The sequence below is a fragment of the Colwellia sp. 5_MG-2023 genome (genome assembly GCF_030547795.1).
In the GTDB taxonomy this organism is placed as follows: Bacteria; Pseudomonadota; Gammaproteobacteria; order Enterobacterales; family Alteromonadaceae; genus Colwellia.
In genome coordinates, this window is sequence record NZ_JAUOPW010000029.1 from 31560 (window position 1) to 48506 (window position 16947).

Genomic DNA, 16947 nt, shown 5'->3' on the forward strand with positions numbered 1-16947 from the left:
TTAAGCAAATAACAGGATTTACTTAAACATTCAAAAAAATAATGGCGGTATTTTGCCTGATTTTTACCTAGTTGTACACGGTAAAACAAGCTAGCCTTAGTGTATTTAGCACTGCTTTATAGCGTATTATTGTTAAGTGATTAAGGCTTAGTAGCCCAATAACAATTTTCACTAATAAAAAAAACTATACCGCAAGCTAAAAAACAATAGCACAGCAAAATATAAAATACAAAAACAACGAGTATACCGAATAATAATCAATATACATCATACATTTGGCATTATAAACAAAACAACTAAGAACTATGGTAACAAGTAATCATTAGATAGATAACAGCTCTGATAACTCTTTAACACGCTTTCTTTGAAACCAATGTGTTATTAACCACATGACAAGCAGAAAAATATTAATAACAAAAAAAGGCGGCCAAGGTGACTTTTCTGACTCTGTAATCGTTGCATAAATATACCAATTAACAAGAGGTAAAAATAACCAAAATGACAATTTGGTTAACCTAATATACTTAATAGACGACTCGACTCCGGCAATGGCATTGGCAATCGCTTTATCAGGACTATCAGAACTCTGCTGCCAAGTATGCAGTCGTATTTTTATTTCATAATAAACAAAAATTATTGACGCCACACTGCCAAATGATAAGTAAATAATACTTGCCGTGCCCCAGTCACCTTGGTAGACAGCAACTATTAACATAATAACAATTGCTATCGTAGCCAAAACATTCAACGACAACAAAAACTTAGCTTGTAAGGTTCGCTTTTTCGTTTGTTTTAATAATTTTTTAATATCTGTTTTTTCAAAAGGTTGATCTTGCCAATCTTGAGAAAGCCTTAGCCAATCCTCATCTAATGATAATTCATCATGTGATGGATTTTTTTTATCTAGCACTGGTGAAACACCTTCATTAGCTAATAAAGATGTATCAATATTGTTAGCTTCAACATCACCACTATGATCTGTATCTAGTTTGTTAGGCTCGACAGACGAGCTTTCATCACTTTCAAATGGTGTTTTATCCATTTTCTGCACCCTCCAACAACTTTGTTAATAATGTCTTAGCGCGTTGTAGCCTAACACCAACTAAATTGGGGGTTATCACTAAAACATCAGCCATTTCTTGATAGCTCATCCCTTCTAATGCAAGTGTAATCACTTGTCGTTGTTCAAGGTTAAGTTGTCTGATCGCTTGCGATAAACGAAACTGTCGTTGTGTTTGACTAAGCGCTTGATAAGGTGTTTTTTGTGTAGCTGCTACATATTCAGCTTCAGCACAGTTTTCTATATCAGCAGTTTTAACCGTTTTAACTGTTTTAGCGACATGCGTTGCTAATACATTATGAGCAATACGTGCAACAAAAGTTTTTACCGCAGAATCTTGCCTAAACTTTGGTAAAGCTCGCCAGATATTTAACGCTATATCTTGAAAAAGCTCATCTTGAATGGCAACTTTTGCTTCAAAACCCGTAATGATATGACGCAGCAATTTTTCATGCTCCGTCATCCATTGCGTAAATATTTTTTGATGATCCAATCCGCTTTCCTTACACTCAACAACACTGACTACAATAACATTGAGCGTAATACGTTATTAATTTGCTAAAATTTAACATAATAATTTCTTGTAGATCACCCTTTATTCGATCATTCGCGAAGTCACAGTCTAGCTTAATGCCATGACAACTTTTTCTGACTTCAGTTTTTTAGCTAACGCCAAAATGAAGGCTACGGTAATAGCAATAGTCACAGCACTAGTCGCAAAGACCGCCAACCAATTAACCTCAACACCTTTGAAAATATTTTCAATGATCATTGACTGACCTGCTATTGGTAACCAATTTAACCACTCTGGTCGATCATCCATCATTGAAACAACAAAAGGGATAAAGGCAGGAATACCTATAAGCATACCAACTGTTGATTGTGCTTCTTTAAAACTCTTCGTTTGAAACGCGACAAATAATTGGCAAGCCGAGGCAAAAAAACAAATAGGCAATAATAATAATAATAAAAGCGCTGCTGTTGATATATCTAAGCTAAAAGTCGCTCCAATTTTAGTTAAGTCAACAAAACCCACTGAAATCGACGTGAGTACTAATACTAAAACCACACCAATGATCGAAATGGTTGAAGAGCCAATCAACTTAGCTAATACTATTTTTAAGGTACTTACTGGCTGACACAGTAACATTTCAAGTACATTACGCTCTCGTTCTCCGGCACTTGAGTCAATGGCTACAGATAAGCCAGACATAAATGCGGCCATCATCAGATAAATTCCCAACATCATTGAAATCATAATAAAAGTAGCATCAGGTTTTGCGGTATCTTGCTCAACTAATTTAACTGGATTTAACAAACGTACATCCACACCACGCAATAGTAGCCTTTTATAACCAATTGATAATGAGAATTCTCTTACTGCATTATTAATTCTTCTAATTGGAGGGGTAACAGCTTTATCATTAAAATCTGCTTGTAAATGTAACTTAATCGGCTTTCCTTCCGCCATATTAATTGCATAATCGTCAGGAATATTAATAACAATATTGCGCTGTTCCCACGTTGCTTTTTCATCTTCAGGCACATCAGCAAAGTTTAATAAATTATTGTCAGCAAAGTGCATTATTAACTTAGGCGCGTATTCAACACCTGAAAACTTGACGTAAACAGGTGGTTCATCAACTAACTTTTCAATCATTATTTTTGACATCAAAACAATTGCCACCGGCGCTAAAAAGGCCATCATTAACGCCACTATTAAGGCTCGTTTATCACGAAAAGCTTCTTTATATTCTTTTAAAATAAGCGCTTTAAATTGAATGATATGTAAATTTAAGTTCGAGTTAACAATATTCACGCTGATACTCCTTCATCTGAGCCAATCAATTTAACAAATGCATCTTCAAGCTGTGTTTCACCGGCTAATTCACATAATTCTTGGGGTGTCCCTTGAGCAGCTAATCGACCATTAGCAACAATGATCACTCGATCACACAACGCAGCGACTTCCTGCATGACATGCGATGAGAATAAAATACAGTGTCCTTTTGCTTTAAACTTAGCAAGATGATTACGTAATATACGTGTACTCATAACATCTAAACCACGCGTAGGTTCATCAAGTACAAAGTTTTTTGGTTGATGAACTAATGCTTGAGCTAGTGTTACTTTCATCCGTTGCCCTTGTGAAAAACCAATTGTTTTACGGTGCGCTAACTCCTCTAAATCTAAATCTTCAATCACTTGCTGTATAGCATCTTTCTTAGTTTGTCCTGACATACCATGTAAGCTTGCAAAATAATCAATTTGCTCATATGCAGTAAGACGTTCATATAAACCAAATTTATCAGGAAAAATCCCTAACTTTGAACGTGCTTCTAGTGGGTTATCGGTGACATTAATGCCATCAATAGTGGCAAAACCTTCATCAGCAGAAAGTAAGCCATAAAGCGTACGTAGACACGTTGTTTTACCAGCACCGTTTGGCCCTAATACTCCGGTAATTTCACCATCTTTGGCAGTAAAAGATAGTCCATCTAGCGCTTTCACAGTATTTTTTTTATTTTTCTTATCAATAAATTGTTTATGTAAATTATTTACTTCAATCATTAGTATTTCCTTGTCTATGCCATTTAATGCTGTTGAAAACGCATTACTGAATGCCGTTAACGCTTGTCATAAAAGTCTCTTGAGGAACTTCTTTTAAACAAGACTCATCAAGTTTGTTAGGTGACTTACTAGTCAAGAATTCATTAATTATCCTATTTGCGCATGTATTCATTGCAACAGTATGTGAAGCATTTTCAACAATAATATGGTGGCTATTAGGCAAAGACTTAGCTGAATAATCGCCATTACTTGGTGGTGTTACTGGATCTAAATTTCCAGAGAGAATTAAAGTAGGAATGTCTGCAGTAACCGGTTGATAGAAGCTATCACTTGGTCGATATTGTGGGAACAGCGAACATATTCTGTCAAAAATAAGATCGCTAGAAACAGCATTATCAAAACTGTTCTTAGCATCTTTTGCTCTCATTTCTGCAGAAATTTTAGGAGCATCTTCATTACAAACAATATTAAAATGTAAACCAGTATACACCTGTTGCTCACCTTCAGTGCTAGCCATTAAGCCAATTAATGGCTCATAGTTACCTAAATAAGCTTGATTAATAATGAGCGGAACTAAAGATCGTCCTCCCATGCTATACAACTGCATACGTAAATTATTAGTAAATTTACTATCATCGAGCTTGAATTGTGTTGGCGTTCCTAACCGTGGATGTTGAATATCGAGGATTACAGGAGCTTTAGCTAAACGCGCTTTCACTTCGTCAAACTCATCGGCTACATTAGGAAAGGCTCTATTGCATGATTCACTTTTTTTGCAGTTTTCTATTAATAAATTAAATGAACGAGCAACACTTTGCCCAAATAATCCAATAGGTACTTCAATAGGGCCAACACTGTCTAATACAACACTTTCAAGTGATTCGGGAAACATTCGCATATAAACTAAAGCAGCACGTGTACCGTAAGAACCACCATAAACATTAAGTTTTTTATGATCTAAAGCTGCTCTAATACTATCAAAATCACGAATAGCATTTTCTGAATTAAACTGACTTAAATCACCTTCAAACTGGCTAATACAGTCAACAATATCGCTTTCTTTAAAGTCTTCTGTTAGCGTGCTATAAACACTTCCTTCTTCCTCTAAGTCACAAGATAGTGGATGACTTTCACCAGTTCCACGTTGATCAACTAAAATAATATCGCGTGTTTTACGTACTTCACGAAAGACTTGATTCAACCCTGTAGCAAGTTCTACCGCAGCTTGACCTGGACCACCTGCTAAAAACATTAAGGGTACCTTATACTCACTATCATCAATTGCTGGTAATACTGCGAAGTTAATTGTTATTTTATCACCATCTGGTTTTTGATAATTTTCAGGTACTTCGAGCTTGCCACATTTAACTTGTGAACGTATTTCACCTAAATGACAATTTTCCAACGTTAATCCATCAGTATTTGCCCAACTCATTGTTGTGATAGACAGTAAACTTAACGTTAATAATCTTTTCCAAGTTACTTTCATATTATATTTCCTTAATAAAGCGTTAAACACTTAGTCTCAATTCTTTTAAATTTATTACATAAAAAATAAAAAAAATTCAAAAATAAATAAATTTATAACAAAGATAAGCTAGTTATTAGAATCACACTTCCAATAAAACAACGCCATAACCAATTGATTAAAAATAATTTATACTAATACCATCATCCTGTTAACACAAAATACATTACATAAAAAACACAATAAATAATCGATAAATATAAAAAATAATAACAGGTTTTATTAAGCCTAAATTAAGTTTAAATAGTCATTCCCAAACGTCTGAATAAAAGATAACATTTAGATATTAATTTCCCTCTAATTACCTAAGGACCCCCCATGGAATTAAATCAATGGGTAGATGAGTTATTTGAAGTATTTGATGAAGATAAAGATGGTGTAATTAGCCGCTCTGAATTCGTTGAACTTATTGATGTGTTATTACAAGACAAGGGCATTCGTATGTGTGAGTCTATTTTTAATCGCTTTGATAAAAATCATAGTAATTCTATCTCTAAAGATGAATTAAAAGAAATGGTTATAGAATTAGCTCTGTAATTGTATTTGTAACTCCTTTCATACCTTAGCTCTCAAAAAGAGAGCTAAATATTTCTTTGCATACTTATTTGTATAGCGCTACCAACTTTTAGTTTCAAAATAGTTAATCTCATAATAATTTAAGCTGCAAGGCTAATAAAAAGGTAGAGTTATGACCAGTAAAGTATCTCACTATAGTAAAAATGAAGAGCTAGCTAATACCATAAGCCATGGCTTGGGTGCCTTACTTAGTCTTGTCGCATTATTTTTATTACTAAATAACTCGGTTACTAATACATCAGTAAGTTATTCTATTAGTAATCATACTATGCGCATTATCAGTTTTAGTATTTATGGTACAAGCTTGTTTGCACTTTTTTGTGCTTCAACGTTTTACCATGGTGTTACAAATGAGCGTTCAAAAAAGTTATTTAAACTGCTCGATCATTGCGCTATATATTTACTTATAGCGGGGACTTATACACCACTATTATTACTAAGTATGAAAGGTACTTTAGGTTATAGTTTAATGGCCGTTATCTGGTTTATTGCGTTAGGAGGGATATTCTTCAAAATTAAATTTGGTGATAAATATAAAAAAATATCGCTAGTTACCTATCTTGGTATGGGATTTATATCTTTTACTATCATAGAGAAGTTATACAATATTCTTCCTAGCAATGCCGTTAATTTATTAGCAATAGGTGGTCTGGTTTATGTACTAGGTGTTTTTTTCTATGTTCAAAAAAAGATTCTTTTTAACCATGCTATTTGGCACTTATTTGTTTTAGGCGGTGCAACTTGTCATTTTCTAATGATTTATTGGTATATTTAACCTGTCTACACCTGCATAAGCACATTAGGTAGCCCTATTTTTATACCTTTTTAACCAATCAATAAATTCATTAGCTGGAATAGGCTTACTGTAGATAAAGCCTTGAGCGACATCACAACCATTATTCAATAAATAATCAAGCTGATTCGATGTCTCTACTCCTTCTGCAATAACTTTCATTTTCAATGTATGAGCTAACTCTATTATTGATTTAAATATTTTTGCATCTACAGCATCATTGGCGACATTCTTAATAAAAATACGATCTATTTTCAAGAACTCTGCAGAAATCTGCTTTAAATTGAGCATTGACGAAAAGCCTGTACCAAAATTATCGACAACTAACGTGATCCCTTTTTCCCTCAATTTATCAAATATATCATTACTGTTTTGCGCCCCTTCAAACATGGCCATCTCTGGGATCTCTAACTCAAGAATATCAGCGCCTGAGTCTAATTCCAAAATAGTACTCTCTATCATGTCAATGAAATCACAATAATGTACCTGTTTCACGGATAAATTTACGGCTATTTTAATATCTAAAATACCATGTTGGCTCCAAAAATTAATTTGTTTTGCTGCCAACTTAAAAATTAATTTCCCCATAGGGATAATAAGTCCCATTTCCTCAGCCAAAGGAATAAAATCTGCTGGTAGGAGCAAACCTTTTTCTGGGTGATTCCAGCGAACGAGAGCTTCAGCACCAATAACTTGATTCGTCTTAAGATCGACTTGCGGTTGGTAATAGAGCTCTAACTGCTCCTCTTCAATCGCCTTTGCTAATTGCTTTTCTTCCGTTATCCTCAAATGAATTGATTCATCCATCTTTTGATTATAAAAATGATAACCATTGCGACCGTTTTCTTTTGACTCATACAAAGCGATATCTGCACACTTAATGATTTTTTCTTGATTTTTGCCATCATCAGGAAAAACAGCAACCCCTATACTACCTGCTGTGTGTACTGTATGACCATCAAGTTGAAAAGGTTGAGCTAATGATTGCAAACAACGCTCTGTTAGGGTGTTAATTGTTAACCCACTTTGTGTTTCAAGTGCAATAATCGCAAATTCATCCCCGCCTAATCGGGCCACAGTATCAGTATCCCTAACACAACCAAGTAAACGTTTCGCAACTTCTATTAATAATAAATCACCAATAGGATGACCCAAGGTATCGTTAATATCTTTGAAATGATCAAGATCAATCATTATTAAATTAACTTTTGTTTTCAACCTTGTCGCGGTAGCAAAAGCGATATCTAAACGATCATTAAATAAGTAGCGATTAGGTAGTTGGGTTAATGCATCATACTGCGCCATAAACTGCACCGCACGCTCTGACTCTTTTCGGTCGGTAATATCTTGTATTGCGCCAACAAATGAAATGGACTTATCTTTCATCGCGTTGATAATGATGTTGGCTGTACGAAGCTCTTCTTCATTGCCAACAAACCTAAATTCAAAGGTAATTTCTTTTCTAGGATGTTTAAGAATTTTACTAAATGCGAGCAAAGCTCCTTCCCTATCGTCTTCATGAATTTTTTTCATAAATTCATTAATTGGAATTTCTTGCTCTGCTAAATACTCAGTAATATTCAGTATTTCTAACGCTTGATCTGATAAAATAACATATTTAAGATCTAAGCTAAGTTTCCATCCTCCAATACTAGCGATCTTATTGGTTCTACGTAATTCTTCGGTACGCTCTTGTACTAATAATTCAAGATTCTCACTGAGCGATTTTAACTCAGAACTCTGATTATATAACTCTAAAAACACATTAACTTTAGAGATAAGAATATGATCTTCAATCGGTTTTTGAATATAATCTACCGCACCTGACCGATAACCTTTTAAACGATGCACTTCATCTTTATAAGCAGCCGTTACAAAAATAATAGGAATGGTATTCGTACCCAAGGTAGAGCCTAATATTTCAGCAGTTTCATAGCCATCCATTTCAGGCATATGTGCATCTAATAAAATAAGCGCAAAATCATGCTCTAGTGTTAACTGTAACGCTTCTGCACCTGAACTTGCTTTGATCACCTCGGCCTTTACTTTCTTCAAGAGTAATTTTAAAGCAACTAAGTTCGCAGGTGTATCGTCTACAATAAGTATCTTAGGTGTACTATCAACATTCATATAGGTTTCCAATTCGTTAATTCTAACAACTTAGCTGAAATATCTTGTAGAGGGATAATATGATCAGCGTAACCTGCGTTTATAACACTTTCAGGCATTGATTTAGCTTCAGCCGTTTCTGGTGCTTGTACTATAACTAAACCACCATTATTTTTAACCATCCTAGCACCTTCCGTGCCATCTGAGTTTGCACCGGTTAAAATAATAGAAATTAAGTTTTCTCGATAATATTCAGCAGCTGTTTCAAAAGATACGTCTATAGAAGGACGAGAGAAACAAACTTTAGGATCCACATTTAAAGCAAACTTACCATTATCATCAATTAATAAATGATAATTAGGCGGCGCGGTATAAACATGATGAGCTTTAGGTAAAACTTTCTCTTCTGCATCTATAACGCTTAACTCAGTATTGTTATCTAAAACGGTTGATAACATGCTAATTGCATTAGGAGATAAATGCGATACGACAATAATAGGCAGTGGAAATTCCTTAGGTATTCCTGATAATATTTTGCAAAGCGCGTTAACACCGCCGGTTGAGCACCCGATAATAACAGCAATATAAGAAGTCATTTCAAAATCCTTTTCGTTCAACCTATGGTTGGTAATAACTTATGATAAATTTTATTTACTTTCGATATTGTGGTGAATTGTTCTTTTTGCTTAAAAGCACGTAAGGACTCTTTCGTACCTAAACACAGAAATCCACTACGCACTAAACTTTGATAAAATAGAGCAATAGATCGATCTTGTAATGTTTCATTAAAATAAATCATAACATTCCTACACAAGATTAATTGCATTTCACCAAAAACACTATCCGCTGCCAAGTTATGTTCATTGAAAACAATATGTTCCAAAATACAGTCCGCCAACTTTGCACGAGAATATCGAGAATGATAATAATCAGAAAAAGAGGCTTTCCCTCCCATTGCTTGATAGTTTCTCGTATAATCAGGAACACGCTCTAAAGCAAAAATACCACTTTTAGCAATATCTAAATTTTTTTTATTTATATCCGTTGCATAAATAGTAGAGCGTTGTAATAGCCCTTCTTCATGTAGCAATATCGCTAATGAAAAAACTTCTTCACCTGTTGCACAACCAGCGATCCATATATTAAGTCGTGGATAGGATTTCAGCGCCGGTAATACATAGGTTCGTAAATCTCTAAAAAAGTCAGGATCTCGAAACATTTCAGTAACAGTTACCGAAAAATGATCAATCACTTCCTTTAAAAAATCGTCTTCATGTAAAACTTTATGAATCATATCGCTAATAAATTCAACTTTACTATTATTTTTTAATAAGCGTAAACGTCGTTTTAAAGAGGCATGAGTGTAATCTTGATAATCGTAACCATATCGAAGTTTAACCGCCTGAAGGAACAATTGAATTTCAATATCTTCAATACTAGTAGCCATCCTTTACTCCTATAGTTATAGCCAAGCTCTCATCATTGATAATAATTTATCCATATTAATAGGTTTAGATAGATAATCACTAGCTCCTGAGACCATACTAGCCTCACGATCGCCTTTCATCGTTTTTGCAGTAACCATTAATATAGGCATATCAGCATACTTCTCTTTACTACGAATAATTTTTGTTGCTTCATTCCCGTCCATGCCAGGCATCATAGAGTCCATTAACACAATATCAACCTGAGGATTTTGTTCTAACATTGTTAAGCTTTGCGCGCCGTCTTTTGACATCAGTACTTTCATGCCTTTATCACTTAACGCTCTTGATAATGCAAAAGTATTTCTCATATCATCATCAACAACGAGTACTGTTTTACCTTCAAGCGCAGTTTCATAAGCAGGGTTTGCATCGGTATTATAATTTGGATACTTATCAAGTGCATGTTCAGAAGAGGCTTTCCCTTGATTTTCTTTAACACTATCTAAAAACAACATAACTTCGTCTTGTAACCTTTCGACAAAACTACCGTCTTTTAATATTAAGCTATCCGTAAATTGTCTTAACACTCTCACTTCTTCATCAGATAAATCTTTCGATGAATAAATAACAACTTGCGGCATTGGCTCTTCAGACAAAGCATTAATTTTTTCTAGTAATTCTGTACCATTAATATCAGGTAAATTAAGTTCTAAAATAATACAATCAATATTATGCTTTTGTAATTGTGTTAAGGCCTCTTCCCCTGTGGCTGCCTCAAAAACCTCTATCCCTTCTTTTGTCTGAAATTGCTCACACGCAAAACTCCGTGTTTCAGGCTCACTATCAATAATTAATACGCTTTGTAATTCATTATTACAATTAATTGAAAAACCATGAATTGCTTCATCTATTTGCTCTCGGGTAACCGGCTTAGTAAAGTAATTTGCTCCACCTATGGCTTGTGCTCTTAGTGCGGCATTAGAAGCTGACATAAAGTGAACAGGTATGTCGTGTGTTTTAGCAATAGCATTTAATTGTTTATACACTTCAATACCATCCATTTGAGGCAACTCGACATCAAGTACAATCCCCATAGGTTGTAATAACTTAGCCAAGCATAAAGCGTCATATGGATTGCCGGTCGCAATTGCTTTAAAGCCTTGCTTATTTATCCGTTTAACTAATATTTGCGCAAAATGAATATCATCTTCTACCACCAAGACAACTTGATCATTTTCTGTTAAATTTTCACGATCATCGTCAATAAACAGATCGATATCGGCTAATAATCGATTATCTTCATCTAATTCAACCTTAGTTTCACTCTGTACATCAGGTTGTATGTAATCATCATTTAATGGAATATTAACGTTATCTAGTGATACCTTATCTTGAGTATTAATAAGCTCTTTTTCATTCTGCTGTTCTTCAGTAATTAAATGTCTAGGTAAAATAAGGCTAAACACACTGCCTTTACCTTTTTCGCTTTCAACACAAATAACTCCATTAAGTAATTCCGCAAACTTTTTAGAGATTGAAAGACCTAAGCCTGTACCTCCATATTCTCGACTAGTTGAGCCGTCTTCTTGACGGAACGGTTCAAAAATACTTTGTAAATGTTCATTATTAATACCAATACCGGTATCAATAATGGCAAATTGCACTGGCTCAGTTATATCTTCATCGATATTATTAGGCAGAGACTCTGGAATTTTTATTGATAAAGTGACACTACCTTCTTTAGTAAACTTAATAGCATTAGCGATCAAGTTATCCAATATTTGTACGATTTTATCTACATCTGATGTGATTGATTTGGGTAGGTTTTCATCTAATGTTACATTAAAATCAAGCTTCTTTTCTGCCGCTACATGTTTAAAAGAGCGCTTAATACTATGACTAAGTTCATCTAACATGATCGCATTGCTATGAATATACATTTGTCCTGCTTCAACTTTAGACAAATCTAAAATTTCATTAATTCGATGTAATAAAGAGGTACCACTTTCATGGATAATTTCAGCAGCTTCGACATTATCTTCATTAAGATCACCATCATCATTTTCTGCTAATGATTTAGACAAAATCAATAAACTATTTAATGGTGTTCTTAATTCATGAGACATATTGGCAAGAAACTCAGATTTATAGCGACTCGATTGTCTGATTTCTTCTGTTTTCTGTTGATTTTCAGCTAATGCTTTTTCTAACGCTTTTTGCTGCGCTTGAATTTCTTTATTATGCTCAGATAGTGTTTGGTTAATTTTACGTTGTTTTAATTGTGCACGTTCTAATTGTAGTGTTTTCTCTTCTAAGCCTCGACTATTTTCAACGAGCTCTTCGTTAATAACTCTCAACTCTTCTTCTGATACTCTTAACTCTTCTTCGGAAGCTCTTAACCCTTCTTCAGATAATTGCAATTGCTCAGCTTGACGTTTGGTTTCTTCTAATAATGTTTTCGCATTAATAACTTGGTTGAGTTTCTCTAAACTGAGTGCAATCACAGGTATGATTTCTTCGAGCAACTCATGATTTAGTTGCGATAAAGCATCAAAACTTGCTATTTCAATAACGCCTAGTAAGTTATTTCGATAAATAACAGGTAACACGATTAATGTTGCGGGTTGCGAATCACCTAATGCAGAGGACACGGTAATAAAATCTTCAGGTACAGGAGATAAAATTATATTTTGCTGCTCAAAGGCTGATTGCCCAATAATGCCTTCCCTTAATTTGAAGCTTGTTTGAATACTTTCCTTCTGAACAAAGCTATAGCTAGCTTCTATTTGTAAAAGCTCTGCTTCAGGTTTATAAAGATAGAACACGCCAACCGCTCCGTTTATTAATGGCGTTAATTGATCAATAACCTCTCGACAAAAATCATCCAAGGTGTCAGATTGTTGAGCTTTTTCCGAAATACGTGCAATTTGTGTTTTTTTCCAGTTTTCATCTTCGGTTTTCAAGGCTGATTGCTGAAATATGCTAGCAGCTTTAGTTAAGTGCCCAATTTCTCCTGCTTGATTCGATTCTTCTATATTAATAACAGATCCACCAGATGCAATTTTTGTCATCGCTTCAGTAATATTCTTTAATGGCTCTGTAATTGATTTTTCAGTTTTTTTACCAATAAAGAACGCCGTACCCAACCCCGTTAATAGCAATAACCATTGTATTGCATTCAGTTGAGCCACTGAATAAGCATTATCTTTTGCGATCATCGCAAGCTGTACTCGTTCACTTTTGGCCAATCCCCCATCACGTCTCCCTTCTTCATTTCGCTCACCGGCAAGTAACCCGAGTATTTTCTCTGTAAGCGGCATAACTTCAGTGGCAAGTAAATAATTAGTCATATTCCAACGTTCAGAGCGACGAATATCAAACATTTGTTCAGGTAATGGAGTAAAAATTTCACGTGAGGCTGTTAGCTTTTCAAAGGCACTTAGTTGCTCTGGTAACATTAAATATTGAAGCTTTTTGAGCATAGTAAACTCTTCAGTATTACTATGCCATTGGGTTTGAAACAATTGATAGTGCTCTTCTTGCCCGGTAATAAGAAATGACTGTAATTCATCAAAAGTTGAACTTAATGTATTCCTAAAATCAGACATAGTACCCAGTAATCGAGCACGATCTTGCAATGTAGCAGATTGAAGTTTTATCGCTTCCTCTGGATCACGTAATGAATTGGCAATTGACTCATCAATAAAGGCCAATGCTTTTAGTGCCGGCTGGTCATCAATACGAGCACTTCTATCTATAGCTCTTGCATCTGCTCCACTTAAAACGAGTTTTTCTGCATTGATTAATAAGATACGATAGGATTTTACGACTCTTTCTAAGTCTTGTAGTGCTGAACGTTCACTTGAGGTTAAATTTTGCAAGCGATATAAGTTAATCACTTTCACTACTTCATCTAAAGCAACCTCAGCTTGATTTTTTCTACTAGCCGTTTTACGAAGTAAATAGTTTTTATAGTGATGAATAAATCCATTATATCCTAATAAAACACGCATTTTTGAGGCTATTTGCTGTTTACCTGAAGTTGCAGAAGCATTTACATTATCAAGAAAAGTTAAAGCTTCAATAGCGGTACTATCATCAACTTTTACTTCTTTATCCGTTATTTCTGGTGTATTACCTTCATTTTCAACAACTTTAATAAGCATACTATTTTCAGAATAATGAGTAATAACTTGGCTAATAATATCAACCGCCAGCAGCTCTTCATCACTCATTGGATACTTTATATATTCATCTAAAAGCGCGCGTGATTTATTAATGGACTCTTCAAAGGCTTGGTGAGACTTATCATTACCGCGCAATACATAGTTTTTAAAATTATGTATCATCCCCCCGTAACCCATCGAAGCACGAAGTGCTGTTAATATGGATATTTTTTGTACGCTATCAGGGACATGATTTTTTTCAGAATCAATCATAAGTGATATAAAACGAAACATGTCTGATTTAATTGGGTTAGCTTGCTCAATTAGAATTTTATTAGCAGGCTTTTCTTCCAAGGTATGACCGATATCTTCAACCTTTTGCTGTATCTGTTTGAATTTTTCTAAATATAGCTTTACTTCGCTCCACTTCTCAATACTTTCTTGAGACTCCCATTTAGTTGACAAAGAATCTATTTTTATCGTTGTTAAATCAATAACTTCCCAAGTATTATTTCTATCTTTTTTGAACCTTTCATTACCGGTAATTAACCAACCACCAAGAGAAGCCAACGAGCTATTAATCCCCGTTAGCATGAAAGAACTCTTTTCTGTTGAGGGCATTCTTTCTTCAACAATTTCTTTCGTTGTTTTATTTATAATATTCGTCAGGATTAACGTTGTGCATACAGCCGCAAATAAAATGGCACTAATAGCAGAAAAGCCAAAAATTAAATTTTGCTTAATCGTCATACGGTTATTAGCTTTGGTCACAAAAATTTCTCTTTAAATGATTATTTAGGAATAGTAAGTAATAAGGATAAGTTTTTACTGTTATATTACACTAAGTCGATTGTGTTATTTCAATCTCAAAAAATTTATTCAACTTGTAATTATCAGTAATAAATCAACTTTTATACTAAAGTTGCTAGAAGAAACCTTCATGCTTTGATTTTAGAGTATGTTATAAACACTATTCTGTCTAGGCAGTGTCTTTGATCATACAGAATACTTTCACATACAAGGCAATAATTAAGAAAAGTTATTTAACTATTAATGGTAGCATAATCAAATCACTTTACTGTTTGTTGGCTTTATACTTAGCTAAAATTATTATCCCCCAGAATATGGACAATAAAAAGCCTGTCGTTAATAGAATAACGACAGGCTTTTCTTTTAATGCTACAAGACATACTGAAATTATTTAATTACAGTACTTTAGCGATAGATTGTGTTAAATAATTCACATTATCAGGTGAAATTCCCGCAAGACTAATACGGCTTGAGCCAACAATATAAATACTGTATTCATCTTGTAAACGTTGTACTTGCTCTTTATCAATACCTAAAAATGAAAACATACCATTTTGTGTGGTAATAAAACTAAAATCACGAGTTACGCCATTAGCAGCTAATTGATCAACGAGTAATTGACGCATGCCGTTAATACGATCACGCATTTCTTTTAGCTCGCCATGCCACTGAGTCGTTAGCTCTGCGGAGCTTAAAATTGTTTCTACAATAGCAGCACCATGTGCAGGTGGCATAGAATAATTCACACGTACCACAGAAAGTAACACCGAGTTGATAATGTCAGCTGCAATTGCACTTTTACCAATGATAGAACAAGCCCCAATACGCTCACGATACAAGCCAAAGTTTTTCGAACATGAGCTACAGATAATCATTTGCTCAACGGTATCAGCCATCAATCTTAAACCGAAAGCATCTGCGTCTAAGTCTTGACCAAAGCCTTGATAAGCCATATCCACAACTGGCATAAAGCCAACTTGTTTAGCTACCTCTGCCACTTGTTGCCATTGTTCTTGATTTAAGTCCATACCGCTAGGATTGTGGCAGCATGCATGTAATAACACAGCATCATCTTTAGATACTTGTTTTAATGCTTCAAGCATACCGTCAAAATCTAACGTTTTATTTTCATAATCGTAATAAGGATATGTTTTAACTGTTAAACCTGCTGCAGTAAAAACACCTTGATGGTTTGCCCAAGTAGGGTTACTTACCCAAATAGTAGCACCAGGAGTACAAGATTTAATAAATTCGCCTGCGGTACGCAAGGCGCCAGTACCGCCAGGTGTTGATACAGTGCGAATTCTATTTTCACTAATAACTTTATGATCACCCAGCATAAGTGAAGTCATTTTTTCATTAAATAATGCAGATCCGGCAGAGCCTAAGTAAGCCTTGCTTTTTTCATTTTCTAAACGAAATTTTTCAGCTGCTTTTACACAAGATAAAACGGGAGTACGGCCATTTTCATCTTTATAAATACCCGCGCCAAGATCGATTTTGTTGGCATTGGCATCTGCTTTAAATTTGACAGATAAACCTAGGATAGGGTCTGGTGGTAACTGCTTTAACTGCGAAAACATAAGATTAATACCTTTCTAATTACAATGGTTAATTATTTAAAATGACAATATAAATAATTATACCTCAAGCTATTTGAATAATCATGCACTAATATTGAATATAAATATTTATATTTGTTTAATAAAAATATATCGTTGATGAATTAGAATTGAGAGGTTATTTTGAAGAGGTATTCTACGATAAAGCGACAAAGATAATAGCACTTGTTTTACTGTGTTATAGTAATTGAGTATAAACTATAGAATGGTGCCCCGACCCGGATTTGAACCAGGGACACGAGGATTTTCAATCCTCTGCTCTACCAACTGAGCTATCGGGGCATT

General features: G+C 34.6%; 12 protein-coding genes and 1 tRNA gene. 2 read left to right on the forward strand and 11 right to left on the reverse strand.

Annotation, left to right across the window (positions count from 1 at the left end; all coding sequences use genetic code 11):
* Positions 1–322: 322 nt before the first annotated feature.
* From Q4496_RS15515 to Q4496_RS15535, 5 genes are all read right to left on the reverse strand, one after another.
* The gene (locus tag Q4496_RS15515) at positions 323–1042 is read right to left on the reverse strand and encodes a hypothetical protein (protein WP_303610784.1); all 720 of its coding nucleotides are present in this window, start codon (positions 1040–1042) and stop codon (positions 323–325) included.
* On the reverse strand, positions 1035–1553 hold the full coding sequence (locus Q4496_RS15520) for an RNA polymerase sigma factor (RefSeq protein WP_303602854.1): 519 nt from the start codon (positions 1551–1553) through the stop codon (positions 1035–1037). The genes Q4496_RS15515 and Q4496_RS15520 overlap by 8 nt, the downstream gene beginning before the upstream one ends.
* A gap of 129 nt (positions 1554–1682) precedes the next feature.
* Positions 1683–2879 carry an ABC transporter permease gene (locus Q4496_RS15525; protein ID WP_303602855.1) on the reverse strand — a complete coding sequence of 399 codons (1197 nt, stop codon included), beginning with the start codon at positions 2877–2879 and terminating at the stop codon, positions 1683–1685.
* A complete protein-coding gene (locus Q4496_RS15530; protein WP_215973600.1) occupies positions 2876–3631 on the reverse strand; it encodes an ATP-binding cassette domain-containing protein in 756 nt (251 codons plus the stop codon). Before Q4496_RS15530 ends, Q4496_RS15525 begins: the two co-directional genes overlap by 4 nt.
* Before the next feature lie 43 nt (positions 3632–3674).
* Positions 3675–5120, reverse strand: a complete 1446-nt coding sequence (locus Q4496_RS15535) for an alpha/beta fold hydrolase (protein ID WP_215973599.1) — start codon at positions 5118–5120, stop codon at positions 3675–3677.
* Positions 5121–5477: 357 nt separating this feature from the next.
* Here Q4496_RS15535 and Q4496_RS15540 point away from each other — a divergent pair, with 357 nt between their 5' ends.
* Together Q4496_RS15540 and Q4496_RS15545 are read left to right on the forward strand one after the other, a co-directional pair.
* Positions 5478–5696 carry an EF-hand domain-containing protein gene (locus Q4496_RS15540; RefSeq protein WP_159818065.1) on the forward strand — a complete coding sequence of 73 codons (219 nt, stop codon included), beginning with the start codon at positions 5478–5480 and terminating at the stop codon, positions 5694–5696.
* Between the two features lie 151 nt (positions 5697–5847).
* Positions 5848–6510, forward strand: a complete 663-nt coding sequence (locus tag Q4496_RS15545) for a hemolysin III family protein (protein ID WP_303610785.1) — start codon at positions 5848–5850, stop codon at positions 6508–6510.
* Positions 6511–6534: 24 nt separating this feature from the next.
* Here Q4496_RS15545 and Q4496_RS15550 read toward each other — a convergent pair whose 3' ends face one another.
* The 6 genes from Q4496_RS15550 to Q4496_RS15575 all read right to left on the reverse strand — a co-directional run bounded on the left by Q4496_RS15550 (position 6535) and on the right by Q4496_RS15575 (position 16944).
* The gene (locus Q4496_RS15550; RefSeq protein ID WP_303610786.1) at positions 6535–8658 is read right to left on the reverse strand and encodes an EAL domain-containing protein; all 2124 of its coding nucleotides are present in this window, start codon (positions 8656–8658) and stop codon (positions 6535–6537) included.
* Positions 8655–9233, reverse strand: a complete 579-nt coding sequence (locus Q4496_RS15555) for a chemotaxis protein CheB (RefSeq protein WP_215973596.1) — start codon at positions 9231–9233, stop codon at positions 8655–8657. The genes Q4496_RS15550 and Q4496_RS15555 overlap by 4 nt, the downstream gene beginning before the upstream one ends.
* A gap of 17 nt (positions 9234–9250) precedes the next feature.
* Positions 9251–10084, reverse strand: coding sequence for a protein-glutamate O-methyltransferase CheR (locus Q4496_RS15560; RefSeq protein WP_215973595.1), 834 nt, complete (start codon positions 10082–10084; stop codon positions 9251–9253).
* Positions 10085–10099: 15 nt separating this feature from the next.
* Complete coding sequence (locus Q4496_RS15565) at positions 10100–15001, reverse strand: response regulator (protein ID WP_303610787.1); 4902 nt, start codon at positions 14999–15001, stop codon at positions 10100–10102.
* Between the two features lie 434 nt (positions 15002–15435).
* The gene (locus Q4496_RS15570; protein ID WP_303610788.1) at positions 15436–16623 is read right to left on the reverse strand and encodes an amino acid aminotransferase; all 1188 of its coding nucleotides are present in this window, start codon (positions 16621–16623) and stop codon (positions 15436–15438) included.
* Positions 16624–16868: 245 nt separating this feature from the next.
* Positions 16869–16944, reverse strand: a tRNA-Phe gene (locus tag Q4496_RS15575).
* Positions 16945–16947: the final 3 nt, after the last annotated feature.

What these genes read in the sequence shown, in the direction of transcription:
- Q4496_RS15555 (WP_215973596.1), bottom strand. Translation starts at nt 9,233, where the DNA reads ATGACTTCTTATATTGCTGTTATTATCGGGTGCTCAACCGGCGGTGTT.
- Q4496_RS15535 (WP_215973599.1), bottom strand. Translation starts at nt 5,120, where the DNA reads ATGAAAGTAACTTGGAAAAGATTATTAACGTTAAGTTTACTGTCTATC.
- Q4496_RS15540 (WP_159818065.1), top strand. Translation starts at nt 5,478, where the DNA reads ATGGAATTAAATCAATGGGTAGATGAGTTATTTGAAGTATTTGATGAA.
- Q4496_RS15545 (WP_303610785.1), top strand. Translation starts at nt 5,848, where the DNA reads ATGACCAGTAAAGTATCTCACTATAGTAAAAATGAAGAGCTAGCTAAT.
- Q4496_RS15515 (WP_303610784.1), bottom strand. Translation starts at nt 1,042, where the DNA reads ATGGATAAAACACCATTTGAAAGTGATGAAAGCTCGTCTGTCGAGCCT.
- Q4496_RS15560 (WP_215973595.1), bottom strand. Translation starts at nt 10,084, where the DNA reads ATGGCTACTAGTATTGAAGATATTGAAATTCAATTGTTCCTTCAGGCG.
- Q4496_RS15530 (WP_215973600.1), bottom strand. Translation starts at nt 3,631, where the DNA reads ATGATTGAAGTAAATAATTTACATAAACAATTTATTGATAAGAAAAAT.
- Q4496_RS15570 (WP_303610788.1), bottom strand. Translation starts at nt 16,623, where the DNA reads ATGTTTTCGCAGTTAAAGCAGTTACCACCAGACCCTATCCTAGGTTTA.
- Q4496_RS15550 (WP_303610786.1), bottom strand. Translation starts at nt 8,658, where the DNA reads ATGAATGTTGATAGTACACCTAAGATACTTATTGTAGACGATACACCT.